Origin of the sequence: Halalkalicoccus sp. CG83 (assembly GCF_037081715.1) — an archaeon.
GTDB classification, from domain to species: Archaea; Halobacteriota; Halobacteria; order Halobacteriales; family Halalkalicoccaceae; genus Halalkalicoccus; species Halalkalicoccus ordinarius.
Genome location: NZ_JAZDDH010000002.1, coordinates 572,985 through 595,277, shown reverse-complemented (window position 1 = coordinate 595,277; position 22,293 = coordinate 572,985). Strand labels below are relative to the sequence as shown.

The window sequence follows — 22,293 nt, the reverse complement described above, 5'->3', positions numbered from 1 at the left end:
GGTCGGCAGGCGAGTAGCGCCTTGTGGTTTCAGTGGACCTCCTCGGACCACGCCGGTGGGCGGCCCTCCCGCCCGATGTCGCGCAGCATCGTCAGCGACCGCGCGACGTCCTCGCGCGAGAGGGTACCGACCGGCTCGCCGTCGCGCTCGACGACGACCCAGGCCGTCCCGCGGTCGCCGAACGCGCCGAGCGCGTCGAACGCCGGCGTCGAGGCGTCGACCCGTGAGACGCCGCGGGCCATCACGTCCTCGACCAGCACCGCGTCGCGCTCGACCTCGCGAACCCCGCGCAGCCGATCCAGCGTGACCACGCCGACGATCCGCCCGCGCTCGTCGGCGACCGGGTAGCCGGTGCGCCGCTCGTGGAGCATCCGGGTGAGGAGGCCGGCGACGGTCTCCTCGGCGGAGACGGTGTTGAGCTCGCGCATGAGGTCGGCGGCGCTCACCCCGTAGAGCAGGTCGTCGAGCATCACCGTCCGCGACTCGGAGGCGGCCGCGCCGTAGACGAACAGCGCGACCAGGATCAGGACGGGATTGAACACGAGCACGCCGAGTATCGCGAGCCCGACCGCCATCGCACGTCCCACCCGGGCGGCGATCCGGGTCGCGTCGGCATACGACCGCGAGGACGAGCGCGAGAGCAGCGCGCGGAGCACTCGCCCGCCGTCCATCGGGAACGCCGGAAGCATGTTGAACGCCGCAAGCGAGACGTTCATGACCGCGAGCCAGCCGACCAGGAAGACCAGCGCGGGAACCTCGCCCGGCAGGAGAACGACCAGCCAGTAGCACGCGATCCCGAGCGCGAGGCTCACGACCGGGCCGGCGATGGCGATCCGGAACTCACGGTCCCACTCGCGGGGAACCCGCTCTAAGCTCGCGATGCCGCCGAATATCCACAGCGTGATCCGGGCGATGGGGATGTCGTAGCGCTGGGCGACCCACGAGTGGCCGAGTTCGTGGACGAGCACGCTCGCGAACAGTCCGACGGCGGCCGTGATCCCGAGGACCGCCGGCCTCGCACCGGTCGTGAGCGCGTCGACGTCGATCGGCGTTCCCGAGACCGACTCGATCAGCCCGGCGTACAGCCCGATCTGTCCGGGCCGCGAGAGCAGCCACGCGAGAAGCGGCGCGAAGAGCAGCAGCGAGACGTTGATCTCGATGGGGATCCCCATCGCTCTCCCGATCCGATAGCTTCGCATACTCGTCCTATCGGTCCCGTCCGCATAAGCCCGCCGACGGGCGATTCGAGCGCCGCACCCGCTCTCTTCGGGAGCGCCCTAGCTGTTCTCGGACTCGGTGTGCTCGCGGTCGGGGCGATCCCGCATATCGTTCAGGACCGACTCTCCGACATCTACCACGCCCCTGGGGCGACCCCCGGGGAGCGGGAGTCAGTCGTCCTCATGTGGGAGGTGAGCCAGGGCATGTTCGATACGTTGCTCGTCACGGGACTGTTCATTGTACCGATGGGTTATCTCCTCCTCGGGGTGGCCATGTTCGGCGCTCCGGCCTTCGGCAAGTGGTTCGGAAGCATGAGTCTGGGACTCGGAGTGGCAGGGATCGTAGCGGTGTCTGCCCTTTTGACCGGTCCTGTCTCTGAAATCGCCGCCGTCGGCATTTTTGCGCTCATCGTCTTTCATCTCGCCGTGGGATGGAAGGTGTACAGTCTGTCCAGAGCCTCATAGGTGGTTTCGAAGATGGAATGAAGGACGTACTAGACACGACGTGTGGTTCACCGGACGAACTCGGATCTGAAGAGAAGAACGCCGCTCCCGATGGCGACGAAGTCGCCGTTGCCAACGGACCGTCTGATCGATGAGCATGCACACCGACCGGTTGATCCGCCGAGATTTCCCTGAACCGTATCTCCGTTGGAACCGTTGTATGACGCGTCAGGGCGTACGCGAACTACGTCGTCGCGCCCGGAACCCCAGGGTCGATCTCACGGTCTCGAATCCGACCGCCGTCGTCCCCGGGACACCTCCCGTCGTCTCGCTCTCGGCCCCCGTCGTGGGCTACGAATCCCTCGAGACTGACCGCCGAGCGCTCCACGGAACGGGATGGCGATAGTGTCCGGGGTCAGCACGCCGTTCGTCCGATCACTCGAAGGCCTGGATGCCGGTGAGGTCCGCGCCGAGGATCAGCGTGTGGATGTCGTGGGTCCCCTCGTACGTGTAGACCGTCTCCATGTTCGCCATGTGTCGCATGGAGGCGTACTCGCCGGTGATGCCGTTGCCCCCGAGCATCTCCCGGGCGACGCGCGACTGGTCTCGCGCCATCTCGACGTTGTTGCGCTTGGCCATCGAGACGTGCTGGGGTCGCAGATCGCCCCGCTCCTTGAGCTCCGCGAGCCGGTGGGCGAGCAGCTGGCTCGTCGTGATCTCCGTCGCCATCTCCGCGAGCTTCTCCTGTTGGAGCTGGAAGCGCGCGATCGGCCCGCCGAACTGCTCTCGGTCGAGCGCGTACTCGCGGGCCTCCTCGAAGCAGTCCCGGGCCGCGCCGACGGCGCCCCAGGCGATGCCGTAACGCGCCTGTGTGAGACACGACAGCGGTCCCTTCATGCCCTCGACGCCGGGCAGAACGTTCTCCTCGGGGATCCGGACGCCGTTCATCGTGAACTCGCCGGAGCTCGAGGCCCGCAGCGAGAGCTTCCCCTCGATCGTGTCGATCTCGAGGCCGTCGCGGTCGGTCTCGACGAGGAAGCCCCGCACCGGCTCGTCCTCGGCGGAGCCGTCGCGCGCCCAGACGATCACCACGTCCGCGATCGGCGAGTTGGTACACCAGCGCTTCGCGCCGTCGAGGACGTACTCGTCGCCGTCCTTCTCCGCACGCGTCTCCATGCTCCCGGCGTCCGAGCCGTGGTCGGGCTCGGTCAGCGCGAACCCGCCGATCGCCTCGCCCTCGCCCATGTCGGGGAGCCAGCGCTCCTTCTGGTCCTCGCTGCCGTAGGCGTGGATGGGGTACATCACGAGCGCGCCCTGGACGCTCGCCATCGACCGCACTCCGGAGTCGCCGGCCTCGAGCTCCTGCATCAACAGTCCGTAGGCGGTCTCGCTCACGTTCGAGAGCCCGTAACCCTCGAGGTTCGGCGCGTAGAAGCCCAGCTCACCCAGCCTGGGGATCAGCTCCTCGGGGAACGTCCCCTCGAGGTAGTGCTCGGCGATGATCGGTCGGACCTCCTCGTCGACGAACTCCCGGGCGCGCTCCTGGATCGTCCGTTCCTCCTCGGTCAGCTCCTGTTCGAGTTCAACGAAGTCTAACACACACGACCATGAGCGACGGGCCGAATAAAACATTGCGGCATGTGACGTCGATCGGTACGCGGAACACGGCACAAACGTTACCGTTGTTAACTGTATCTCCTCTCTCGGTGATCGAAAGTTCTCCATCGGTGAATCTTTTTAACGCACGGGATCGTTGTGGAACGGTAGATCATGACGAACCTCGTCACGAACGTCGAACGCGTGGCCGACGAACGGCCGGACCACACGGCCATCAGCTACGAGGGCCGGGAGGTCAGCTACCGGGAGTTCTGGGCACGGACGGAGCAGTTCGCCGCCGCGCTCGACGACCGCGGGATCGGCGCCGACGACCGCGTCGCGGTCTACCTCCCGAACCTCCCGCAGTTCCTCGTCGCGTTCCACGGGACCCTGCGGGCGGGCGGGGTCGTCGTACCGATGAACCCCCAGTACAAGAGCCGCGAGATCGGCCACCTGCTCGCCGACAGCGGCGCGAAGGCCGTCGTCGCGCTTTCCGACCTCGTCCCGTTCGTCGACGAGGTGGACGAGGAGACCGACGTCGAGGAGGTCGTCTCCGTCGGCGGAACCGCGAACGGTGCGACGCCCTTCGAGGAGTTCCTCGTCGACGGCCGGGCCGACGTGGTCGAGCGCGGGGCCGACGACGACGCGGTCCAGCCGTACACCTCGGGGACGACGGGCCAGCCCAAGGGGGTCCAGCTCACCCACCGCAATCTCGCCTCGAACGCGGAGGTCTCGGCCGATCTGATCCCCGACGGCATCCGCGAGGACGACAAACAGCTAGGGGTACTGCCGCTCTTTCACATCTACGGGATGACCGTCACGATGAACGCGACGCTGTTCGACGGAGGCGCGTTCTACCCCCTTCCCTCGTGGGACGCCCAGCAGGCGGTCTCGGTGATCGAGGACGAGCGGATCACGCTGATGCACGGCGTTCCGGCGATGTACAACGACGTGATCAACCAGCCGGACGCCGAGGGGTTCGACCTCTCGTCGCTGCGGCTCTGTGGCGTTGGCGGCTCGGGCATCCCCGTCGAGGTGCTCAGACGCTTCGAGGAGCTCTACGACGCGAAGCTCTACGAGGGCTACGGGCTGACCGAGACCTCGCCCGTGACCCACTTCAACACCCCGGAGGAGGGTCGGCGGATCGGGAGCATCGGCCGGACGCTCCCGGGCGTCGAGTGTCGCGTCGTCACCCCCGACTTCGAGGACGTCCCGCCGGTCGAGGAGGGCCCGGTCGACGAGGAGGACGCAGATCTCGACGAGATAACGGGAGAGCTGGTGATCGCGGGGCCGAACGTGATGAAGGGCTACTACAACCTCCCTGAGGCGAACGAGGAGGCGTTCACCCAATCGGGAGGGAACCGGTGGTTCCACACGGGCGACGTGGGCTACCACGACGAGGACGGCTTCTACTACGTCGTCGACCGCGAGAAACACATGATCAACACGGCGGGCTACAACGTCTACCCGCGCGAGATCGAGGAGCTGCTGTTCGAACACGAGGCGGTCGCGGACGCCGCCGTCGTCGGGATTCCCGACGAGCGCCGCGGCGAGACCGTCAAGGCCTACGTCGTTTCGACTCCCGACGCCGACGTGAGCGAGGGCGACATCAAGGAGTACTGTCTGTCGAACCTCGCGGAGTACAAACACCCCCGCGAGGTCGAGTTCGTCGAGGAGCTCCCCCGCACCACCACCGGCAAGGTGCAGAAGTTCAAGCTCGTCGACGAGGAGGTCGAGGCCGAATGAGCGACCCGGACGAGGCGGTGTCCCTCGACGTCGCCGACGGCGTCGCGACGATCACGCTCGACCGGCCGGACCGACGCAACGCCCTTTCACGGGAGGTCAGCGCCGGGATCCGGGAGGCGCTCGAGACGGTCGACGCGCCCGGATCGGAGGCGCGCTGCGTCGTCATCGAGGGGGCGGACGACGCCTTCTCGGCGGGCGGGGACATCGGAGCGATGCGCGAGTGGATCGAGAACGACGTGCCGGCGGACGAGCGGGTCCGCGAACTCGAGCGCTCGACCAACGAGACGATGGCCCGGCTCGTCGCCTTCCCGCTGCCCACGGTGGCGAAGGTCGACGGCCCCGCCGTGGGCGCGGGCGCGAACCTCGCGATCGCCTGCGACCTGCAGCTCGCGAGCGAGAACGCGAGCGTGGGGTTCGTCTTCCGGAACGTCGGCCTGAGCGTCGACGTCGGGACCTCCTACCTGCTTCCCAGGATCGTCGGCGAGAACGTCGCAAAGGAGCTGGTGTTCACCGGCGAGATCCTCGACGCCGAGCGGGCCGGGGAGCTGGGGCTGTTCAACCACGTCTACCCCGAGAGCGAGTTCGACGAGCGCGCGGACGCGCTGATCGAGCGGATCGCCTCGGGGCCGACGGTCGCGCTCAGACACGCCAAGCGGCTGGTCGGCGAGGGGCTGGGGAAGTCCGCCGAGCGAGCGATGACCGACGAGGCGACCGCCCAGGGAATCGTCTTCGACACCGCAGACCACGAGGAGGGCGTCCGAGCCTTCCTCGAGGGACGCGAGCCCGAGTTCGAGGGGCGGTAGGCGACTCCGGGCGCCGCCGGCCGGAGCGGCGACGAAGTGGTTAACGAAGTTCGTATCTTTGCCAAAGTTATTTTACATCGGAACCTGATTCAGCCACATGGCATTCACGCTGTCAGACGAACACCGGGCGATCCGGCGAGCGGTGCGCGACTTCGGGGAGAACGAGATCGAACCGGTCGCGCGGGAACACGACGAGGAGGGAACGTATCCCGAGGAACTGATCGAACGGGCGGCCCGCTACGACCTGATCGCGCCCAACATCCCGGAGGAGTACGGCGGACCGGGAATGGACACGCTCTCGAGCACGGTCGTCACCGAGGAGCTCTGGCGGGCCGACCCCGGCATCGGCAGCGCGATCGGCTCGCGAGGGTTCGGCTCGAACATGATCCTCGAGTTCGGCGACGAGTGGATGAAGGAGGAGTGGCTCACCCGCATCGCGAGCGGCGAGTCGGCGTGTGCGAGCGCGATCAGCGAGCCCGCCCACGGGAGCAACGTCGCGGGGATGGAGACGCGCGCCGAGCGCGACGACGACGGGTTCGTGATCGACGGCAACAAGATGTGGATCACCAACGGCACCGTCGCCGACGTCGCCGTCGTGATGGCGAAGACGGACCCGGGAGCCGGAAAGCGCGGCATCACCGCCTTCCTCGTCCCGACCGACGCGGAGGGGTTCTCGGCCGAGAAGATCGACAACAAGCTCGGGATCCGCGCCTCGGATCTGGGGGAGCTACTGCTGGACGAGGTCCGGGTCCCCGAGGAGAACGTCATCGGCGAGGTGGACGAGGGGTTCTACCAGCTGATGAACTTCTTCGGGTCGGGTCGGGTGAGCGTCGCCGCCCAGGCGGTCGGCGCGGCACAGGGCGCGCTCGACGCCGCGCTCGAGTACGCGGACGAGCGCGAGCAGTTCGACCGGAAGATCGGGGAGTTCCAGGCGATCCAGCACAAGCTCGCGGAGATGGCGACTTCGGTCGAGGCGGCCCGGTCGCTCACCTACCGGGCGGCGGGGAAGGTCGAGGAGGACGACCGGCGTGCCGCGATGAAGTTCGCGAGCATGGCGAAGCTGTTCGCGAGCGAGCACGCCATCGACGTCGCCGACGAGTCGATCCAGGTCCACGGGGGGGCGGGCTACGTCACCGACCACCCCGCCGAGCGCTACTACCGCGACGTCCGGATCACCAAGATCTACGAGGGCACGAGCGAGATCCAGAAGAACATCATCGCCGACCAGCTGCTCTGAGCCGAAAGGAACAGTACGCGAGACGAGAAAAACGCACGCCATGGCAGAGAGCCCCCCCGACTGGACGTTCAAGGACCGCGACATCGTCATCCTGCGAGAGATGTCGGAGAACCCACAGATATCCTCGCGCAAGCTCACCGAGATCCTCGACGAGGAGTACGGGATCGACGTCTCGCACGTCACCGTCAGCGAGTCGATCCGCAAGATGCGCGAGGAGGGCGTCTTCCGCGAGACGATCGTCCCCAACGAGGAGTACTTCATCTTCGGCCTCTTCGAGTTCCGCTTCAACCCCGAGCACTTCGAGGAGGGCTGGCGCGACGCCATGGAGTACATCCGCGAGGACCAGCACACGCTGTTCTACTTCCTCTCGGACGGCGAGTACCAGTGGAAGTCGGTGATGATGTTCCCCGACCGCGAGTCCGAGTCTCGCTGGATCCACGAGTTCTACAAGGAACACGGGGCGGTGATCGACAACATCCGCAACTCGGTGATCCACAACGTCCTGAAGTTCCGAACCGATCCCGAGCTCCTGAACGACCTCTCGAAACACGGGGAGTGAGGAGTCGGATGACGCCGATGGAGGCGTCACGGACGTAGTCGTCCTCCTTCGGTTCGTTCGCAGGACCCGATCGGGTTATCCCGCCCCGTTCGACGTCTCGTGACCGGACGGCTACTCGACCAGCGACAGGAGCTCGCAAGCGAGCACGACGTCCCCGTGCTGGTTCTCGACCTGCACCTCGTATCGGACCAGGCCGTTAGCCACCGGGTGGTCCCGGGGCTCGGTTTCGACGACCTCGCCCTCGACGTGGAGGGTGTCGTCCACGAAGACCGGCTGGACGAAGCGCAGTCGGTCGACGCCGTAGAAGGCGACGACGGCGTCCCGCTCCCGTTCGCTCCGAGACTGCCAGAGGAGTCCCGTCATCGCGCTGAACACGAGCGCGCCGTGGACGATGCGCTCGCCGAACTTCGAGTCCTTCATCAGCTCCGCGTCGGTGTGGAGGTGGTTGAAGTCGCCGCTGACCCCGGCGAAGTTCGTGACGTCGGCCTCGGTGAGCGTCCGTCCCCTCGTCCGGAAGGAATCGCCGACCTCGACCTCGGCAAAGCGGGTCATGAGTCCCGGAACAGCCGGTAGGTCGTTCGTCCGACCGCGACCGGCTCGGCCTCGTTCGCGCTCTCGACCGCGACGTCGGTGACCCCCGTCGTCCCGCCGGCACGCAGCACCTCGGCCTCGACCGTGAGGTCGCCGGTCGCCGGTCGCAGGTAGGAGACGTCGAGGTCGGTCGTCGCGAGCCGCGCCGTCCCGGGGTCCTCGAAGGTCGTCCGGAGCGCGAAGCCGCTCGCGGTGTCGATCAGCGTCGCGACGATGCCGCCGTGGATCGAGCCGCCCGGCCCGGGATTGCGGAACTTCTCGTCGCCGGGGACGCTCATTCTGACGCGCCCCCGTTCGAGGCGGTCCAGCCGCAGTCCGAGCCACGAGAGGTAGCCGTGGTCGTCGATGAACGCCCGGAGCTCCTCGCCGGCGAGGTCGTTCGACACGTCACTCCCCCCGGAACTCGGGCTCGCGGTTCTCGGAGAACGCGGCGGCCCCCTCCGAAGCGTCCTCGGTCCCCAGGAGGAGACCGAACGCCTGTGCCTCCATCTCCAGGCCCGCGGAGAGGTCCTGGTCGCGCCCCTCGTTCATCACCCGCTTGGCCTTCCGGAGCGCGATCGGCGGACCCGAGACGAGGTCGTCAACGAACTCCTCGACGACGTCGTCGAACTCGTCCTCGGAGACGGCGCGGTTGATCAGCCCCCAGTTCTCGGCGCGTTCGGCGTCGACGTGCTCCCCTCGGAAGACCAGCTCCTTCGCGCGGGCCTCGCTCAGCATCCTGATCGTCCGCTGGGTACCCCCACCGCCCGGAATCAGTCCGAGATCGATCTCGGGGAACCCGAACCGTGAGCCCTCGGTGGCGACCCGCAGGTCGCAGGCGAGCGCCAGTTCGAGCCCGCCGCCCAGACAGTAGCCGTCGACCTTCGCGAGCGTGGGCCGGGGGAACTGCGCGACCGTCTCGAACACCTGCGTCACCTCCTTCTCGTGGGGCTCGATCCCCGCGAAGCCCGAGACGTCCGCGCCGGCACAGAACGCCCGGTCGCCCGCCCCCTCGAAGGTGACCGCCCGGACTTCGTCGAGATCGGCGTTCTCGAGCAGGTTGACGATCTCGTCCATCAGGTCCTGATCGAGCGCGTTCAACCGTTCGGGGCGGTCGAGCTCGATCTCGAGCAGTCCGTCCTCCAGCGTGTGGGTCAGCGTCGTGTAGTCGCGCTCTGCGCCCGAGCCGTAGTCGTAGAAGCCGGCGCCCGCGTCCTCGCCCGTTCGGCCCGATTCGACGAGCTTCCGGAGGTGGTCGGCGGGCTCGTAGCGCTCGGCGCCGTACTCCTCGAACAGCGACTCGAGCTTCTCGAGCACCGTATCGAGCCCGAGCTCGTCGGCACGCCGGCAGGGCCCCTCGGGGAAGCCCGCCCCCAGCCGGAGGCCGGTGTCGATCGCCTCGGCGGTCGCGACGTCGTTCCCGATCAGTTTCGCGGCCTCGTTGATCATTCGGGCCTCGATGCGCAGCGTGTCGACGTCCTCGCCCTGTCCGGGCTCGTAGTCGGGGCCGTCGCCGTCGACGGCTTCGCCGTCTGCCTGAGACGTCTCCGACGCCTCTCCGTCCTCGTACTCGTAATAGCCCCTGCCCGTCTTCCGGCCGAGCTCCTCGGCCTCGACCTTCTCCTCGACGATCGGCGGGACCTCCTTGCCGGCTTCCTTGCGGACGTGATAGCCGATGTCGATGCCGGTGAGGTCCGCGAGCTCGAACGGGCCCATCGGATACCCGCGCTGGTGGACCATCGCGGCGTCGACCTCCCGGACGTCGTAGAGCCCCTCCGAGACCATCCAGCCGGCCTCGTCGCCGAACGGGCCGAGCACGCTGTTGACGACGAAGCCGTTGACGTCCTTGCGGACGTAGATCGGCGTCTTGCCGATCGACTCGACGAACCCGTGGGCGGTCTCGGCGGTCTCGTCGGTCGTCTCCGCCCCGTAGATCACCTCAACGAGGTCCATCTTCACCGGCGGGTTGAAGAAGTGGGTCCCGACGACCTGCTCGGGGCGGTCGGTCGCGCTCGCGATCTCGGTGATCGACAGCGAGGAGGTGTTCGACGCGAGGATCGACTCGCTGGGTGTGAACTCGTCGAGATCCGTGAAGATCTCGCGCTTGAGCTCCATCCGCTCGGGCGCCGCCTCGATCACGAGGTCGGCGTCGTTCACGGCGGTCTCGAGGTCGACCGCGGTGTCGATCCGTTCGAGCACCGTCTCGGAGGACTCGTCGACGAGTCCCTTCTCGGCGAGCTTCTCGAGGCTCCACTCGATCGAGGCGTAGCCGTCCTCGACGAGCTCCCGCTCGACGTCGCGCATCGTCACGTCGTAGCCGGCGATGGCGACGACCTCCGTGATCCCGTGGCCCATGTTCCCCGCACCGAGCACCGCGACGCGGTCGATCTCCTCGACGTTCATGCTTGCGGATCCACCACGACCGACTTAACTCCACCGACGGTCTTTATCATCGTTATCTACAGACCGATTACCGTCAACGACGGTATTTATCTGTTCGAGTATTGTGGTCGTTGGTAACCATGGCTCGAACGCGATTCGAGGACCGGACCGCGGTGGTGACCGGGGCGGCGGCCGGGATCGGCCGGGCGACCGCCGAACGGCTCGCCAGGGAAGGGGCTCACGTGGTCGTGACCGACGTCGACCGCGAGGGCGGCGAGGGGACCGTCGAGCTGATCGAGGAGACGGGCGGGGACGCCGAGTTCCGCAGGCTCGACGTCTCCGACGCCGGGAGGTTCGAAGAAGTGGTCGAGAAGGTCGTGGCCGACCGGGGCCTCGACGTCCTCGTGAACAACGCTGGGATCGGCCACGAGGCGGCGTCGATCGAGGAGACGGATCCCGACGTGTTCGACCGGGTGATCGACGTCAACTGCAGGGGCGTCTGGAACGGCTGTCGGGCGGTGCTACCGATCATGAAGGAGCAGGGATCGGGCGCGATCGTCAATGTAGCCTCGCTCGGGGGGATGATCGGCCTGCCCAAACAGGCGGTCTACACCCTCACGAAGGGCGCCGTGCTCAACTTCACGCGCACCGTCGCCGCGGAGGCGGGCCCCTACGGCGTGCGCGCGAACGCGGTCTGTCCCGGCTTCATCGAGACCGCGCTGGGCGAGGCGTTCTTCGCACAGCAGGACGATCCCGAGAAGGCGAGAAAGCGGATGGAGGCCCAGTACCCGCTGAAACGCCTCGGGAGGCCGGAGGAGGTCGCCGACGCGATCGCCTACCTCGCGAGCGACGAGGCGAGCTACGTCACCGGCCATGGATTGGTGCTCGACGGCGGCTACTCGATCAGCTGAGCTCCTCGAGGCGAGCGAGGTCCTCGGGGTCGTGCCCGCAGATCACCGTCGCGCCCTCGCGGCGCTCGATCTCCTTGGCCGTCCGGAGGCTCTCGTACCAGTCGCGCCTGCTCCAGAGCAGCCCCGCGCCGAGGGGCCGTTCCTCGTCGTAGTTCGCGCGCATGTAGGCCTGATCGCCGATGACGAGCACCCGGCCGTCGTCGGCGTCGAGATCCGTCCCCAGCAGACCGGGTGTGTGCCCGGGCAGGCGGCGGAGTTCGATCCCCTTGAAGGGCGTCTCGCGATCGCGGTGGACCACTCGCCAGTTCAGGTCGTGATCGAAGTCGGCCGCGACGTACGCGGTGCTGCCGGCGTCGCTCTTCGCGCTGTAGTAGGCGAACTTGAGCTCCTCCTCGTGGACGTAGATCGGCACGTCCGTCCCGGCGAACTCGTGGAGGCCGCCCGCGTGATCGAGATGCAGATGCGACTGGATCACCGCGTCGATCTCCTCGATCGAGTAGCCCACACGCTCGAGGGCAACATCGAGCGGGTGCTCGTCGGCATCGTAGTGTTCGAAGGCGTCGTACAGCGGATCGGGCCAGTGGCCCTCGCCGGCCTCGGGGTGCGAGCCGGTGTCCCAGAGGATCGTCGCCTCGGGGTGCTCGATCACGAGGTTGTAGACGGGACCCTCGTCCATCGGCGTCTCGGGGTTCGGCTCGCTCGCGGAACCCATCCGGTACCCCTCGATAATGTGGTTGACGTCGGTCCGGATGTGTCCTCGTTCGACGGGGGTCAGTTCGAGGTCGACCATCGTCAGACCTCGGGGCTCTCCTCGACCCGCGGGACGCCGCCGGCGGTGATCGTCTCGCCGACGACGTACGAGGAGGCGGGACTGGCGAGGAACTGCGCGACGTCGGCGATCTCCTCGGAGCGGCCGATCCGGCGTTCGACCTCGGTCCGATCGACGTTCTCCGCGGAGACGCCCATCTGGGACTCGACGCCGGGCGTCGCGACGAACCCCGGCGCGATGCAGTTCACTCTGACGTCGTCGCCGGCCCACTCGGCCGAAAGCGTCGTCGTGAGGTTGATCACGCCCGCCTTCGCCGCCCCGTAGTGGCTCATGTACGGCGACCCCCGCTGGCCCGCCACCGACGCGAGGTTGATCACCGTCCCGCCGCCGTCCTTCAGGTGTTCGCCGGCGGCCTGGGTACAGTGGTAGGTGCCGGTGAGGTTGATGTCGACGATCGTCTCCCAGCCGTTCTCCGAGATGTCGTCGAACCCGGCCATGAAGCTCGCGCCCGCGTTGTTGACGAGCGTGTCGACCGAGCCGAACTCCTCGACCGTGGCCTCGACCAGCGCCTCGACCGCCTCCCGGTCCGTGATGTCGCACTCGACGGCGAGCGCCTCGCCGCCCGCCTCCCGGATCCCCTCGGCGACCGGATCGACGTTCTCCTGCTCGCGCGAGCAGACGACCACCTTCGCGCCCTCGTCGGCGAACCGTTCGGCGATCGCCCGGCCAATCCCGCTCGACCCGCCGGTTACGATCGTCACCCGGCCGTCGATGCCGAATCGGTCCGTCATCGTCGTCCCCGTGTCGGATCTCTTCTTACCATCGTTAATACAGTCGTCACCTTCCCGCCCGTCGTTAATAAACGTTCAGGGACGACCGTCGAGGGCACTCGACAGGGACCTGCGACCACCGGAAGCCGTCCGACCGTCCTCTCGGATCGGTTCCGTTACCCGCAGCCACCCGAAATTTGGCTACATTGTAAATCAAATCGACTGTATCTCGTACGAAGGTATATAATACCCACAGCTATTCGTACGATGGTGCGGTGCGTAGGAGCATGACGGACGTCAGCGAGGAGTACTTCCGCCGACTGGTGGACGAGGAGGCGCTGCGGTCGTACCTTGAGGAGGAACTGGGGCCGACCGACGAGTTCTCGATCCAGCGCCACGCCGAGGGCCACTCCAACGAGACGCTGTTTCTGACGTGGGGTGAGCGAGAGCTGGTGCTCCGCCGGCCGCCGCCGGGCGAGACCGCCGACACCGCACACGACGTGCTGCGCGAGTACCGCGTGATGGACGCCCTCCAGAACACCGAGGTGCCGATGCCGACGACCGTGCTGGCCTGCGAGGACCACGACGTGCTGGGCAGTGACTTCTACCTCATGGAACGCGTCGAGGGGACCGTCCTCAGAGACGAGGAGCCCGAGCGGTTCGCGGAGCCGGCCCACCGCGAGCGGATCGGCGAGGAGCTGGTCGACACCCTCGCGGCGATCCACGGAGTCGACCACGAGGCGGTCGGTCTCGACGGGTTCGGCCGGCCCGCGGGCTTCACCGAACGCCAGGTCGAACGCTGGGGCCGCCAGCTGGAGTGGGCGTCCGAGGTGACGAACGAGGTACGCGAGGTGCCGGAGCTGGATCGGGTCGGCGAGTGGCTCGAGGCGAACGTTCCCGAGGAGTACCCCCACACCCTCGTCCACGGCGACTACAAGCTCGACAACGTCTCGTTCGCGCCCGGAGCCGCACCGGATCGGGGGGACGACGGTCCGACGAACCGGTCGCCGCCGGAGCTCGTCGCCGTCTTCGACTGGGAGATGAGCGCGCTGGGCGACCCCCTCGTCGACCTGGGCTGGACGCTCTCCTACTGGCGAGACCCGAAGGACCCAGAGCCCGCGATGTCCGAGCTGACCGCACGGTTCATGGAGCGCGAGGGCTATCCTACCCGGCGGGAACTCGTCGACCGCTACGAGCGCGAGACGGGGATGACGTTCGAGAACGACCGGTTCTACCGGGCGCTCGCGGTCTACAAGCTCGCTGGCCTCGGCGAGATGTTCCTCAGACGGTACCTCGAGGGCAACGCTGACGACCCCCTCTACCCGCTGATGGAGGAACGCGTTCCGGCGCTCGCCGAGCGCGCGGTTCGCATCCTCGACGGGAAGGAGCCGTTGTAGCCGGGACGTCACCCCCATAGTTATTAACGATGAATGAGAACTCGAAACACATGTTAACGATGGTAACTTCTCTTGGGGCGGAGGACGATGGAAGCGCGAACGGGGGAACGGCATGATCGACGACGCCCGCGAACGGATCGGTCGTCGGGGGTTCCTCGGCGCGGCCGGCGCCGGCGCGCTCGGGCTGGCGGGCTGTATCGGCGACGACGAGCCCGAACCGGTCGGCGAGGGCGGGAACGGCGGAGACGGCGGGGACGCCGCGGAGCTCCGGATGCGGACCGCGACGTCGACAACGGCCGCCTACGCGGCGAACCAGGGGTTGGCGGCGGCGGTCAACGAGAACACGGACTCGATCTTCGTCGAGGCCCAGACCAGCCCCGGGACCGAGGCGAACATCGGCGCGCTCCAGAGCGGTGAGGCCGAGATGGTGTACATCCAGAACTGGTCGGCCGCGGACATCAGGGAGGGCGTCGAGCCGTTCGACGACCTCGACTTCACGCTGAACCAGGTGTTCCACTACTACGACCTGCCGTGGTTCTTCTGTACGGGCGGTGACCTGGAGTCGATCACCGACATCGGGGCCGACACGACGGTGTCGCCGACCCCGCGAGGATCGGGAACCGCGAGCGCACTCGAACACGCGCTCGACTACGCCGTCGACGACTACGAACGGGTGAGCGAGGACTACGGCGAGCAGGGTAGCGCGATGAGCGAGGGACGTCTCGACGTGGGCGTCGGCACCTATCTCAACTTCGAGATCGTCCCCGGCTGGCTCCAGGAGATGATGGGGACCGTCGATCTGCGGCTGCTCGACGTCCCGGACGACGTCGTCGGGGCGTGGGAGGACGACGACCGCCTGCTCGCGGAGTCGTTCCCCGGCGAGGAGATCGAGGACGCAGAGGCGCCGGAGGAGGTGTGGTCGATCGCCTTCTCGTACAACTTCGTCTCCCGGAACGACCTGGACTACGACACGGTCTACGAGTTCCTCAACGTGTTGTACGAGAACCGCGAGGGGCTGTCGGAGTACCACGCCCTCTTGAGCCGGCTCGAGGAGGCGGGGTTCTGGGTCGAGAACCCCTACGACGACGTCCCGTTCCACCCCGCTGCGGCCGACTTCTACGAGGAGATCGGCGTCTGGAGCGACGACCTCGAACGCGGGGAGGGGTGACCGGATGGCGGGCCAGTCCAACGTATCGACGCGGCTGACCCCGATCAGCGTCCTTCGGACGTCGGTCTATCTGCTGGGCGTGATCTTCACGCTGTACACGATCTACTACGCCTACTCGTTGTTCTTCATCCGGCTGCGGTACTCGAACCTCTTCGTCGGCATGGGGATCGCGCTGTTCTATCTGGACTACGTCCGCGGTCGATACGAGGCCGTCGAGGAGATCGACGGGGTCGCCGTCGACGCCCCCGGAACCATCGATGACGACGGCGGTGGCGACGGCGACGCGCTCGGCGGGCTTCGCTCGCTCGTCCGGCGGATCGACCCGTTCCTCGCGCTCGGACTCGCCCTGCTCGCGCTCGGGTCGGCCGCGTACGTCGAACTCAACTTCGACCGGCTGTTCTACGACGCGCCGGTCGTCGGCTACACGAGCACGGACCTCCTGGTCGGGGTCGCCCTGATCGCGCTCGCGATCGACGCGACCCGGCGGGCGTTCGGGAACGTCATCGCCGCGGTCGCCGTCGGAGCGATCGTCTACGCCCACTCGCTGGTCGGTCCGAGCATGCCCGGCGTGCTTCGCCACACCGGGATGACGTGGGAGCAGATCGCCCGCGACGGCGCGATCGGGCTCACGGGGGTCTACCACGATACGCTGATGGGGATCGGCGCGACCTGGGTCGCGATCTTCATCATGTTCGCGGGGATCGCGAAGGCCTACGGGCTGATGGAGTTCGTGCTCGAGGCGGGTCGCGAACTGGCCTCGAGCCTCCGGACCGGCATCGTCCAGATCGCCGTGATCTCGAGCATGATCATGGGTTCGATCACCGGCAGCGCGGCGGCCAACACCGCGACGACGGGGAGCTTCACCATCCCGATGCTCAAGGACCAGGACGTCCGGCCGGACTTCGCCGCCGCGATCGAGGCCGTCGCGAGCGCCGGCGGACAGATGCTCCCGCCGGTGATGGGCGTCGCGGCGTTCCTCATGGCCGACATCATCGGGGTGCCCTACGTCGACGTCATCCGCGCGGGGCTGATACCGGCCGCGCTGTTCTACTTCAGCGTCGGCGTGGGCGTCCACCTCGCGGTGTTGAAGTTCGGCTGGACGACCGAGCGTCTGACCGAGTTCGAACCGCGGGTCCTGCTGGGGGGGATCCACTTCACGATCCCGCTCGGCGTGCTGCTGTACACGCTGGTCGTGCTTCGCTACACGCCGCTCTCGGCCGGCATGTACACCATCTTCTCGATCGTGCTGGTCGTCCCGGCCCGGGACCTCCTCGTCGAGGGCGCCTCCCGCGAGACGGCGTTCGAGACGCTCAAACGGACCGTCGACGGGCTCCACCGGGGCGGCGTCGAGATGGCCCCGCTGGTGGGCGTGCTCGCGGCGATGGGGATCATCATCGAACTGCTGACCCAGACGGGCCTCGCCCAGCGCGTGAGCACGCTGATCGTCGGCCTCGGCGGCGGCTCCCTGCTGGTCGTCCTCCTGCTCGCGAGCGTCGCGAGCATCCTCTTCGGGCTCGGGATGCCGACGCCCGCGGCGTACATCCTGGTCGTGATTCTAGTCGCGCCGGGCGTGAGCGCGATGGGCGTCCCCGAGATCACCACCCACATGTTCGTCTTCTACTTCGCGATGCTCTCGGCGATCACCCCGCCGGTGGCGATCTCGGTCGCCGTCGGCTCGCGGATCGCCGAGACGAGCTTCACGCGCTCGTGTCTCCAGTCGCTTCGGCTCGGCGCGCCGGGCTTCGTCATCCCCTTCGCGTTCGTCACCAACGGAAGCCTGATCTACTGGTCGTTCCCGGCCACGCTGCTCGCGTTCCCGCTCGTGCTCGTCGGGACGGTCGCGCTCATCGTCGCCACCGTCGGCTACGACGGTTCGCGAGCGCTCGGTTACCCCCATCGAACGCTGTACGCGGCCCTCGCCTTCGGCGCGATGTTCGGGCCGGTCGTCCACGTCGCCCTCCAGGTCGCCGCGGCGGCGGCCGTCCTCCTGCTGCTCACGTTCGCGAACGTCGGAACCGACTCTCGACTTCCCATCCCGACCAGAAACCAACCATGACATACACAGGAGCGGACTGCTTCGTCGATGCGCTCGAGGAGTACGGCGTCGACTACGTCTTCGGCAACCCCGGAACGACCGAGCTTCCGGTGTTGAAGGCGCTCGCCGACGGCGAACCGGAGTACGTCCTCGGACTCCACGAGGACGTCGCCGTCGGCATGGCCGGCGGCTACGCGAGCACACGGCGGTACCACGCCCACCGCGACCCGGACGTTCTGCCGGTGGGCGTGGCGAACCTGCATCTCGCGCCGGGGCTCGCCCACGGGCTCGGCAACCTCTACGCCGCGAAGGTCGCGGGCGCGCCGGTGGTCGTCACCGCCGGCAACCACAGCACCGACTTCCGCCACGAGGAGCCGATCCTCTCGGGCGACGTGGTGGGCATGGCCGAGCAGTTCACCAAGTGGAGCGCGGAAGTGCTCGACGTGAGCGCGCTGCCGTCGATGGTCCGCCGGGCCTTCCGGGTCGCGCTCACCCCGCCGACCGGTCCGGTCTTCCTCGCGCTACCGCTCGACACGATGATGGCCGAGACCGACGCCGAGCCCGAACGGCTGGGCGAGATCCCCACTGCCGGTCGGGGCGATCGGGCACAGATCGATCGCGCCGCAGGACTGCTCGCGGAGGCCGAGGAGCCGACGATGATCGTCGGCGATCACGTCGCCCGGGCGGGACGCGACGCCGTCGAGGCCGCGGTGGCGCTGGCCGAGGCCGGCGGCCTCCGCGTCCACGGCGAGATCCTCGCCTGCGAGGTCGATTTCCCGACGGCGCACGACCAGTGGGTGTCGTACGTCCCGCCCGACGAGGGACTAGCCGCGTCGCTGATGGACGTCGACACGCTGGTGTTCGCGGGCTGTTCGACCAACACGACGCTCGTCCGCCACGAGAACCCGCTGGTCGGCCGGGAGACGACCTGCATTCATCTCGGCCAGGACGCCTGGGAGCTCGGCAAGCACCAGCCCGCCGACGCCGCCGTACTGGGCGATCCCGGCGAGATCATGGCCGAACTGGCCGAGCGCGTCGAAGGGGTGCTCGACGAGCGAACCCGCGCCACGCGGATCGAGCGCGTCGGGGAGTTCCGCGAGTCGATCGCCTCGACACTACAGTCGATCGGGACGGGCGACGCGGAGGACGACCCGCGCGCCTCGAAGGCCGAACTCGTCGACCGGCTTCGCGAGGTCGCCTCCGACGCCTACGTCGTCGACGAGGGAGTCACGTCGAAGTACGCGCTGTTGAACCGGTGGCCGCTCGAAGCCGAGGGGATGATCTCGAACAAGGGAGGCGGTCTCGGCTACGGGCTCCCGGCGGCGATCGGTGCGGCCGTTGCCGAGGGCCAGCGCGAGGATTCTCGGGAGGTTCTCGGCTTCGTTGGCGACGGCTCCTACCTCTACTACCCCCACGCGCTCCACACGGCGGCACGCCACGGGATCGACGTGACGGTCGTGGTCTCCGACAACCGCAACTACCGAATCCTGAAGGACAACACGATCAAGCTGTTCGGCGGTAGCGACGCCGACCACGAGTACGTCGGGATGGACTTCGAGCCGCCGGTGGACATCCCGGCCAACGCCGAGAGCCACGGCGCCGAGGGTCGGCTGGTCGAGACGCCCGACGGGATCGTCCCCGCGTTCGAGGACGCGCTCGAGAGCGACGGACCGACCGTGCTGGACGTGCTGGTCCACGACTGACAAGCACGGGGTACAGTGGGATGCTCTCCTTCGAGTTCGACGGGCGTGCCGTCGAACTCGAATCGTTCATCGATGGCCTCGAGACGTTCACTCCGGGGGCCAGCCTCGGCGGCGTCGAGAGCCTCGTCGAGGTGCTGTCGCTGATGGTCTCCGAGGAGGGCAGCCACGGATCGGCTACCGCGGACGTTCCCGAGACCCTGGTCCGACTGTCGGTCGGCATCGAACACGTCGACGATCTCTGTGAGGACGTCCGGACGGCACTACCGGTCCCTTTCTTCCCCGCTATCTCGATCCGCAAACGGGAATGCGAGGCCGTTCCGAACGAAAGAGTGTGGATTATTCGAGCGGCTCGATGACGTCTCCGGGGCGAATCGTCCCGTCTTCGAGAACGTCCGCTCGGAGCCCTCCTCGGTGAACGAGCGCCTGCAGTACGCCGTCCTGAGTGAGGCGCTGAAGGTGGTTACACGGTTCACACAATCGATTCCCTCGACAGACGGCGTCACCGACCCGGAATCGTCGTCCGACGAGATGATTGAGTGCGACGTCGCGGGTTTCGACGTTCCGTCGGTGCGCTCCCGGTGCGAGTTCGATTCCCGATTCGCGTTCGATCGCCGTCACGGCCTCCTGTTCGATCAAGGTGAGGTCGTACCCGTTGTGGCGTTCCTCGTCCGACTCCCACTCGACGAAGGTTCCTCTCTCGATCTCGCTGAAGTAGCGATCACCTCGGAGTCCCTTCCTGGCGATCGCTTCGACGTCGGTCCGTTCCTCCATCTCCGCTTCGGCGTCAGGTGCGATGAAAACCCGTTCGACGGTGCCGCTCCCGGTCATACGAGCTATGCCGTTCGACGGGGCATAAACGCTCGTGTGTCGGGTATCGCTCGGAACGACTCGGCGGTACGTCCGCACGAACTTCCCAACGGCCGTTTCGCTTGGGGCGTCGAAGAGGCGGGAGTTCCCGACGGGGTGTGTGCTCCGGCGATTCGCAGCGACGGAGCCGACGATTCAGGCTCGCCCGAAGGAACGGGTCCTCGCACCGTCGAAGGGGTGCCGGAAACTCTCACTCTCGAAAAAAGAGCGAACGGACGTCCGAACCGCGCCCTACCGCGAGAGCTCGATCGCCGCACCCTGGCCGAAGCCGACACAGAGCGTCGCGAGTCCCCGGTCGGCATCGCGCTCGATGAGCTCGTGGACCAGCGTCACCGGCAGGCGCGCGCCGCTCGCGCCGAGCGGATGGCCCAGCGCGATCGCTCCGCCGTTGACGTTGAACTTCTCGTCGGGAACGCCGAGTTCGCGCTGGCTGTAGAGCGTCTGGCTCGCGAACGCTTCGTTGAGCTCGACCAGGTCGTAGTCGTCAATCTCCTGACCGGTTCGCTCGAGTAGTCCCTCGGTCGCGGGGACCGGTCCGATCCCCATCACCGTTGGGTCGACGCCCGCGACGTTGTTCGAGCCGATCTCGGCGAGCACGTCGAGACCGTGGTCCTCCGCGAACCCGCGGCTCGTCACCAGCGTCGCCGCGGCGCCGTCGGTGATCTGGGAGGCGTTGCCCGGGGTGACGGTGCCGTCGTCCTTGAACACCGTCGGCAGCTCCGAGAGCGCCTCCATCGAGGTGTCCCGGCGGATCCCCTCGTCCTCGCTCACGGTGCCGTCCTCGGTCTCGATGGGGACGATCTGGTCGTCGAAGCGCCCCTCGTCGGTCGCCTCCGCCGCGCGCCGGTGGCTCCGCAGGGCGTACTCGTCCTGGTCCTCGCGCGAGACGTCGAACTCCTCGGCGACGGTCTCGGCGGTCATGCCCATCTGGAGGTCGGGGACGTCGTAGTGCTCCGCGAGCCCCGGGTGGAGGTGTTCGTAGGACTGGCCGTCCTTGGGGACGCGGCTCATCGACTCGACGCCGCCGGCGATGATGGCGTCACGCTGGCCCGCGCGGATCGCGTCGCTGGCGGAGATGATCGCCTGCATCGAGGAGGCACACCAACGGTTGATCGTCGTCGCCGGCGTCCCCTCGCCCAGTTCGGAGAGCAGCGCGATGACGCGTGCGACGTTGTTGTCCTGCTCGCCGCGCTGCTGGGCACAGCCCCACATCAGGTCGTCGATCGCGTCGCTTCCGAGTCCGGTCTCGGCGAGGATCTCGTCGATCAGCGGGATCGAGAGGTCCTCGCTGCGGACGTCGGCGAGTGCGCCGCCCTCCTTCCCCTGGGGGGTCCGAAGCGCCTGTGCGATCACGGGAGTGGTATCGGGAGACATTGTCCCCATTTCGTTCCTCGGTACCTTAAACGCCGGCACAACCGTGACCGAGGGAACTCGAGTTTACTCGCCACGGCCCACGGCGATGGCGCCGTTTGCGCTCTCACCCGGCCAGCCACCGTACGATTAAAAGTAGGATCGGAGTCCGTTCGCGGGCTACCGGCCCGTTCGCGTGACTCGAGGGACTACCGCTCTCCGGTGTTCTCGCGGGTTGCTCCGTTCCTCGCTGTTCCCGAGGACCGTTTCGCTTTGCTCAGCGTTCCTCGCTGTTCTCGCGAACGAAGTGAGCGGGAGCCAGAAGAACGCCTCAGCGTTCCTCGCTATCGAGCACCCGGATCTGGTCGCCGCGCACCGTCACCGGAATCGGGACCGTCGCCTCGTAGAGCTCGACGGTGACCTGGTCCTTGCCCTCGTCGATCCGCTGGACCTGGGCCTTCTCGCCCTTGAACGGGCCGGCGATCAGCTCGATGATGTCGCCCTCGGCGATCCCCTCGACGTCGGGTTTCGGCGAGAGGAAGTGCTCGACCTCCGCGAGCGAGCTCTGGCCGGGGACGATCGATCGCGCGTGGGGAATCTCGTCGAGCACGCGCTCGATGATCGCGTGGTCGTCGGCCTCGACCATCACGTAGCTCGTCAGCGAGTCGGGCGCGAGCACCGCGTGGATCTCGGGCTGTTCGCGGTTCGCGATCATGTCGGCGACCGTTCGCTCCTGGCTGGCGGTCGTCTTGACGGCGTAGACCGCCAT

At 67.6% G+C, this 22,293-nt stretch carries 20 protein-coding genes and 1 pseudogene; 11 read left to right on the top strand and 10 right to left on the bottom strand.

Features of this window, described 5'->3' with window-relative positions; translation table 11 throughout:
- Positions 1–29: 29 nt before the first annotated feature.
- Positions 30–1,199 (bottom strand): site-2 protease family protein, encoded by a 1,170-nt coding sequence (locus V0Z78_RS16700; protein WP_336345803.1) that lies wholly within the window; start codon positions 1,197–1,199, stop codon positions 30–32.
- A 99-nt stretch (positions 1,200–1,298) separates the two neighbouring features.
- On the opposite strand from V0Z78_RS16700, the gene V0Z78_RS16695 reads away from it, so the two are divergent.
- On the top strand, positions 1,299–1,682 hold the full coding sequence (locus V0Z78_RS16695) for a hypothetical protein (protein ID WP_336345802.1): 384 nt from the start codon (positions 1,299–1,301) through the stop codon (positions 1,680–1,682).
- A 414-nt stretch (positions 1,683–2,096) separates the two neighbouring features.
- Here V0Z78_RS16695 and V0Z78_RS16690 read toward each other — a convergent pair whose 3' ends face one another.
- Positions 2,097–3,260, bottom strand: a complete 1,164-nt coding sequence (locus V0Z78_RS16690) for an acyl-CoA dehydrogenase family protein (RefSeq protein WP_336345801.1) — start codon at positions 3,258–3,260, stop codon at positions 2,097–2,099.
- 171 nt (positions 3,261–3,431) lie between these two features.
- On the opposite strand from V0Z78_RS16690, the gene V0Z78_RS16685 reads away from it, so the two are divergent.
- The 4 genes from V0Z78_RS16685 (at position 3,432) to V0Z78_RS16670 (ending at position 7,602) form a co-directional block, all read left to right on the top strand.
- Complete coding sequence (locus tag V0Z78_RS16685) at positions 3,432–5,003, top strand: long-chain-fatty-acid--CoA ligase (protein ID WP_336345800.1); 1,572 nt, start codon at positions 3,432–3,434, stop codon at positions 5,001–5,003.
- On the top strand, positions 5,000–5,806 hold the full coding sequence (locus V0Z78_RS16680; protein ID WP_336345799.1) for an enoyl-CoA hydratase/isomerase family protein: 807 nt from the start codon (positions 5,000–5,002) through the stop codon (positions 5,804–5,806). The genes V0Z78_RS16685 and V0Z78_RS16680 overlap by 4 nt, the downstream gene beginning before the upstream one ends.
- 97 nt (positions 5,807–5,903) lie before the next feature.
- On the top strand, positions 5,904–7,043 hold the full coding sequence (locus V0Z78_RS16675; RefSeq protein ID WP_336345798.1) for an acyl-CoA dehydrogenase family protein: 1,140 nt from the start codon (positions 5,904–5,906) through the stop codon (positions 7,041–7,043).
- Positions 7,044–7,083: 40 nt separating this feature from the next.
- The gene (locus tag V0Z78_RS16670; RefSeq protein WP_336345797.1) at positions 7,084–7,602 is read left to right on the top strand and encodes an Lrp/AsnC family transcriptional regulator; all 519 of its coding nucleotides are present in this window, start codon (positions 7,084–7,086) and stop codon (positions 7,600–7,602) included.
- A 111-nt stretch (positions 7,603–7,713) separates the two neighbouring features.
- On the opposite strand, the gene V0Z78_RS16665 is transcribed toward V0Z78_RS16670, so the two are convergent.
- The 3 genes from V0Z78_RS16665 to V0Z78_RS16655 are packed head-to-tail and all read right to left on the bottom strand — an operon-like array spanning position 7,714 to position 10,575.
- Positions 7,714–8,154, bottom strand: a complete 441-nt coding sequence (locus V0Z78_RS16665) for a MaoC/PaaZ C-terminal domain-containing protein (protein WP_336345796.1) — start codon at positions 8,152–8,154, stop codon at positions 7,714–7,716.
- Positions 8,151–8,579 (bottom strand): PaaI family thioesterase, encoded by a 429-nt coding sequence (locus tag V0Z78_RS16660; RefSeq protein WP_336345795.1) that lies wholly within the window; start codon positions 8,577–8,579, stop codon positions 8,151–8,153. The genes V0Z78_RS16665 and V0Z78_RS16660 overlap by 4 nt, the downstream gene beginning before the upstream one ends.
- 1 nt (position 8,580) lies before the next feature.
- On the bottom strand, positions 8,581–10,575 hold the full coding sequence (locus V0Z78_RS16655; RefSeq protein ID WP_336345794.1) for a 3-hydroxyacyl-CoA dehydrogenase/enoyl-CoA hydratase family protein: 1,995 nt from the start codon (positions 10,573–10,575) through the stop codon (positions 8,581–8,583).
- Between the two features lie 119 nt (positions 10,576–10,694).
- Between V0Z78_RS16655 and V0Z78_RS16650 the strand changes: the two genes are divergently transcribed.
- Positions 10,695–11,465, top strand: coding sequence for an SDR family NAD(P)-dependent oxidoreductase (locus tag V0Z78_RS16650; RefSeq protein WP_336345793.1), 771 nt, complete (start codon positions 10,695–10,697; stop codon positions 11,463–11,465).
- Here V0Z78_RS16650 and V0Z78_RS16645 read toward each other — a convergent pair.
- The gene (locus V0Z78_RS16645; RefSeq protein WP_336345792.1) at positions 11,458–12,255 is read right to left on the bottom strand and encodes an N-acyl homoserine lactonase family protein; all 798 of its coding nucleotides are present in this window, start codon (positions 12,253–12,255) and stop codon (positions 11,458–11,460) included. The genes V0Z78_RS16650 and V0Z78_RS16645 overlap by 8 nt on opposite strands.
- Positions 12,256–12,257: 2 nt before the next feature.
- Positions 12,258–13,025 carry an SDR family NAD(P)-dependent oxidoreductase gene (locus V0Z78_RS16640; RefSeq protein WP_336345791.1) on the bottom strand — a complete coding sequence of 256 codons (768 nt, stop codon included), beginning with the start codon at positions 13,023–13,025 and terminating at the stop codon, positions 12,258–12,260.
- Positions 13,026–13,291: 266 nt separating this feature from the next.
- On the opposite strand from V0Z78_RS16640, the gene V0Z78_RS16635 reads away from it, so the two are divergent.
- From V0Z78_RS16635 to V0Z78_RS16615, 5 genes and pseudogenes are all read left to right on the top strand, one after another.
- Positions 13,292–14,401, top strand: a complete 1,110-nt coding sequence (locus tag V0Z78_RS16635; RefSeq protein ID WP_336345790.1) for a phosphotransferase family protein — start codon at positions 13,292–13,294, stop codon at positions 14,399–14,401.
- 112 nt (positions 14,402–14,513) lie between these two features.
- The gene (locus tag V0Z78_RS16630; RefSeq protein ID WP_336345789.1) at positions 14,514–15,569 is read left to right on the top strand and encodes a TAXI family TRAP transporter solute-binding subunit; all 1,056 of its coding nucleotides are present in this window, start codon (positions 14,514–14,516) and stop codon (positions 15,567–15,569) included.
- Between the two features lie 4 nt (positions 15,570–15,573).
- Positions 15,574–17,625 (top strand): TRAP transporter permease, encoded by a 2,052-nt coding sequence (locus tag V0Z78_RS16625; protein ID WP_336345788.1) that lies wholly within the window; start codon positions 15,574–15,576, stop codon positions 17,623–17,625.
- The gene (locus V0Z78_RS16620; RefSeq protein WP_336345787.1) at positions 17,622–19,307 is read left to right on the top strand and encodes a thiamine pyrophosphate-binding protein; all 1,686 of its coding nucleotides are present in this window, start codon (positions 17,622–17,624) and stop codon (positions 19,305–19,307) included. The genes V0Z78_RS16625 and V0Z78_RS16620 overlap by 4 nt, the downstream gene beginning before the upstream one ends.
- A 5-nt stretch (positions 19,308–19,312) precedes the next feature.
- Positions 19,313–19,573 (top strand): annotated as a pseudogene (locus V0Z78_RS16615) (PLP-dependent transferase); the annotation flags it as partial.
- 70 nt (positions 19,574–19,643) lie between these two features.
- Here V0Z78_RS16615 and V0Z78_RS16610 read toward each other — a convergent pair.
- The 3 genes from V0Z78_RS16610 to V0Z78_RS16600 all read right to left on the bottom strand — a co-directional run bounded on the left by V0Z78_RS16610 (position 19,644) and on the right by V0Z78_RS16600 (position 22,293).
- Positions 19,644–20,135 carry an MOSC domain-containing protein gene (locus V0Z78_RS16610; RefSeq protein WP_336345786.1) on the bottom strand — a complete coding sequence of 164 codons (492 nt, stop codon included), beginning with the start codon at positions 20,133–20,135 and terminating at the stop codon, positions 19,644–19,646.
- 270 nt (positions 20,136–20,405) lie between these two features.
- Positions 20,406–21,548 (bottom strand): thiolase family protein, encoded by a 1,143-nt coding sequence (locus V0Z78_RS16605; protein ID WP_336345785.1) that lies wholly within the window; start codon positions 21,546–21,548, stop codon positions 20,406–20,408.
- A 307-nt stretch (positions 21,549–21,855) separates the two neighbouring features.
- Positions 21,856–22,293 carry a transcription elongation factor Spt5 gene (locus V0Z78_RS16600; protein WP_336345784.1) on the bottom strand — a complete coding sequence of 146 codons (438 nt, stop codon included), beginning with the start codon at positions 22,291–22,293 and terminating at the stop codon, positions 21,856–21,858.

What these genes read in the sequence shown, in the direction of transcription:
- V0Z78_RS16620 (WP_336345787.1), top strand. Translation starts at nt 17,622, where the DNA reads ATGACATACACAGGAGCGGACTGCTTCGTCGATGCGCTCGAGGAGTAC.
- V0Z78_RS16600 (WP_336345784.1), bottom strand. Translation starts at nt 22,293, where the DNA reads ATGGCGGTCTACGCCGTCAAGACGACCGCCAGCCAGGAGCGAACGGTC.
- V0Z78_RS16700 (WP_336345803.1), bottom strand. Translation starts at nt 1,199, where the DNA reads ATGCGAAGCTATCGGATCGGGAGAGCGATGGGGATCCCCATCGAGATC.
- V0Z78_RS16650 (WP_336345793.1), top strand. Translation starts at nt 10,695, where the DNA reads ATGGCTCGAACGCGATTCGAGGACCGGACCGCGGTGGTGACCGGGGCG.
- V0Z78_RS16685 (WP_336345800.1), top strand. Translation starts at nt 3,432, where the DNA reads ATGACGAACCTCGTCACGAACGTCGAACGCGTGGCCGACGAACGGCCG.
- V0Z78_RS16610 (WP_336345786.1), bottom strand. Translation starts at nt 20,135, where the DNA reads ATGACCGGGAGCGGCACCGTCGAACGGGTTTTCATCGCACCTGACGCC.
- V0Z78_RS16670 (WP_336345797.1), top strand. Translation starts at nt 7,084, where the DNA reads ATGGCAGAGAGCCCCCCCGACTGGACGTTCAAGGACCGCGACATCGTC.
- V0Z78_RS16630 (WP_336345789.1), top strand. Translation starts at nt 14,514, where the DNA reads ATGATCGACGACGCCCGCGAACGGATCGGTCGTCGGGGGTTCCTCGGC.
- V0Z78_RS16665 (WP_336345796.1), bottom strand. Translation starts at nt 8,154, where the DNA reads ATGACCCGCTTTGCCGAGGTCGAGGTCGGCGATTCCTTCCGGACGAGG.
- V0Z78_RS16645 (WP_336345792.1), bottom strand. Translation starts at nt 12,255, where the DNA reads ATGGTCGACCTCGAACTGACCCCCGTCGAACGAGGACACATCCGGACC.
- V0Z78_RS16635 (WP_336345790.1), top strand. Translation starts at nt 13,292, where the DNA reads ATGACGGACGTCAGCGAGGAGTACTTCCGCCGACTGGTGGACGAGGAG.
- V0Z78_RS16625 (WP_336345788.1), top strand. Translation starts at nt 15,574, where the DNA reads ATGGCGGGCCAGTCCAACGTATCGACGCGGCTGACCCCGATCAGCGTC.
- V0Z78_RS16675 (WP_336345798.1), top strand. Translation starts at nt 5,904, where the DNA reads ATGGCATTCACGCTGTCAGACGAACACCGGGCGATCCGGCGAGCGGTG.
- V0Z78_RS16605 (WP_336345785.1), bottom strand. Translation starts at nt 21,548, where the DNA reads ATGTCTCCCGATACCACTCCCGTGATCGCACAGGCGCTTCGGACCCCC.
- V0Z78_RS16680 (WP_336345799.1), top strand. Translation starts at nt 5,000, where the DNA reads ATGAGCGACCCGGACGAGGCGGTGTCCCTCGACGTCGCCGACGGCGTC.
- V0Z78_RS16640 (WP_336345791.1), bottom strand. Translation starts at nt 13,025, where the DNA reads ATGACGGACCGATTCGGCATCGACGGCCGGGTGACGATCGTAACCGGC.
- V0Z78_RS16655 (WP_336345794.1), bottom strand. Translation starts at nt 10,575, where the DNA reads ATGAACGTCGAGGAGATCGACCGCGTCGCGGTGCTCGGTGCGGGGAAC.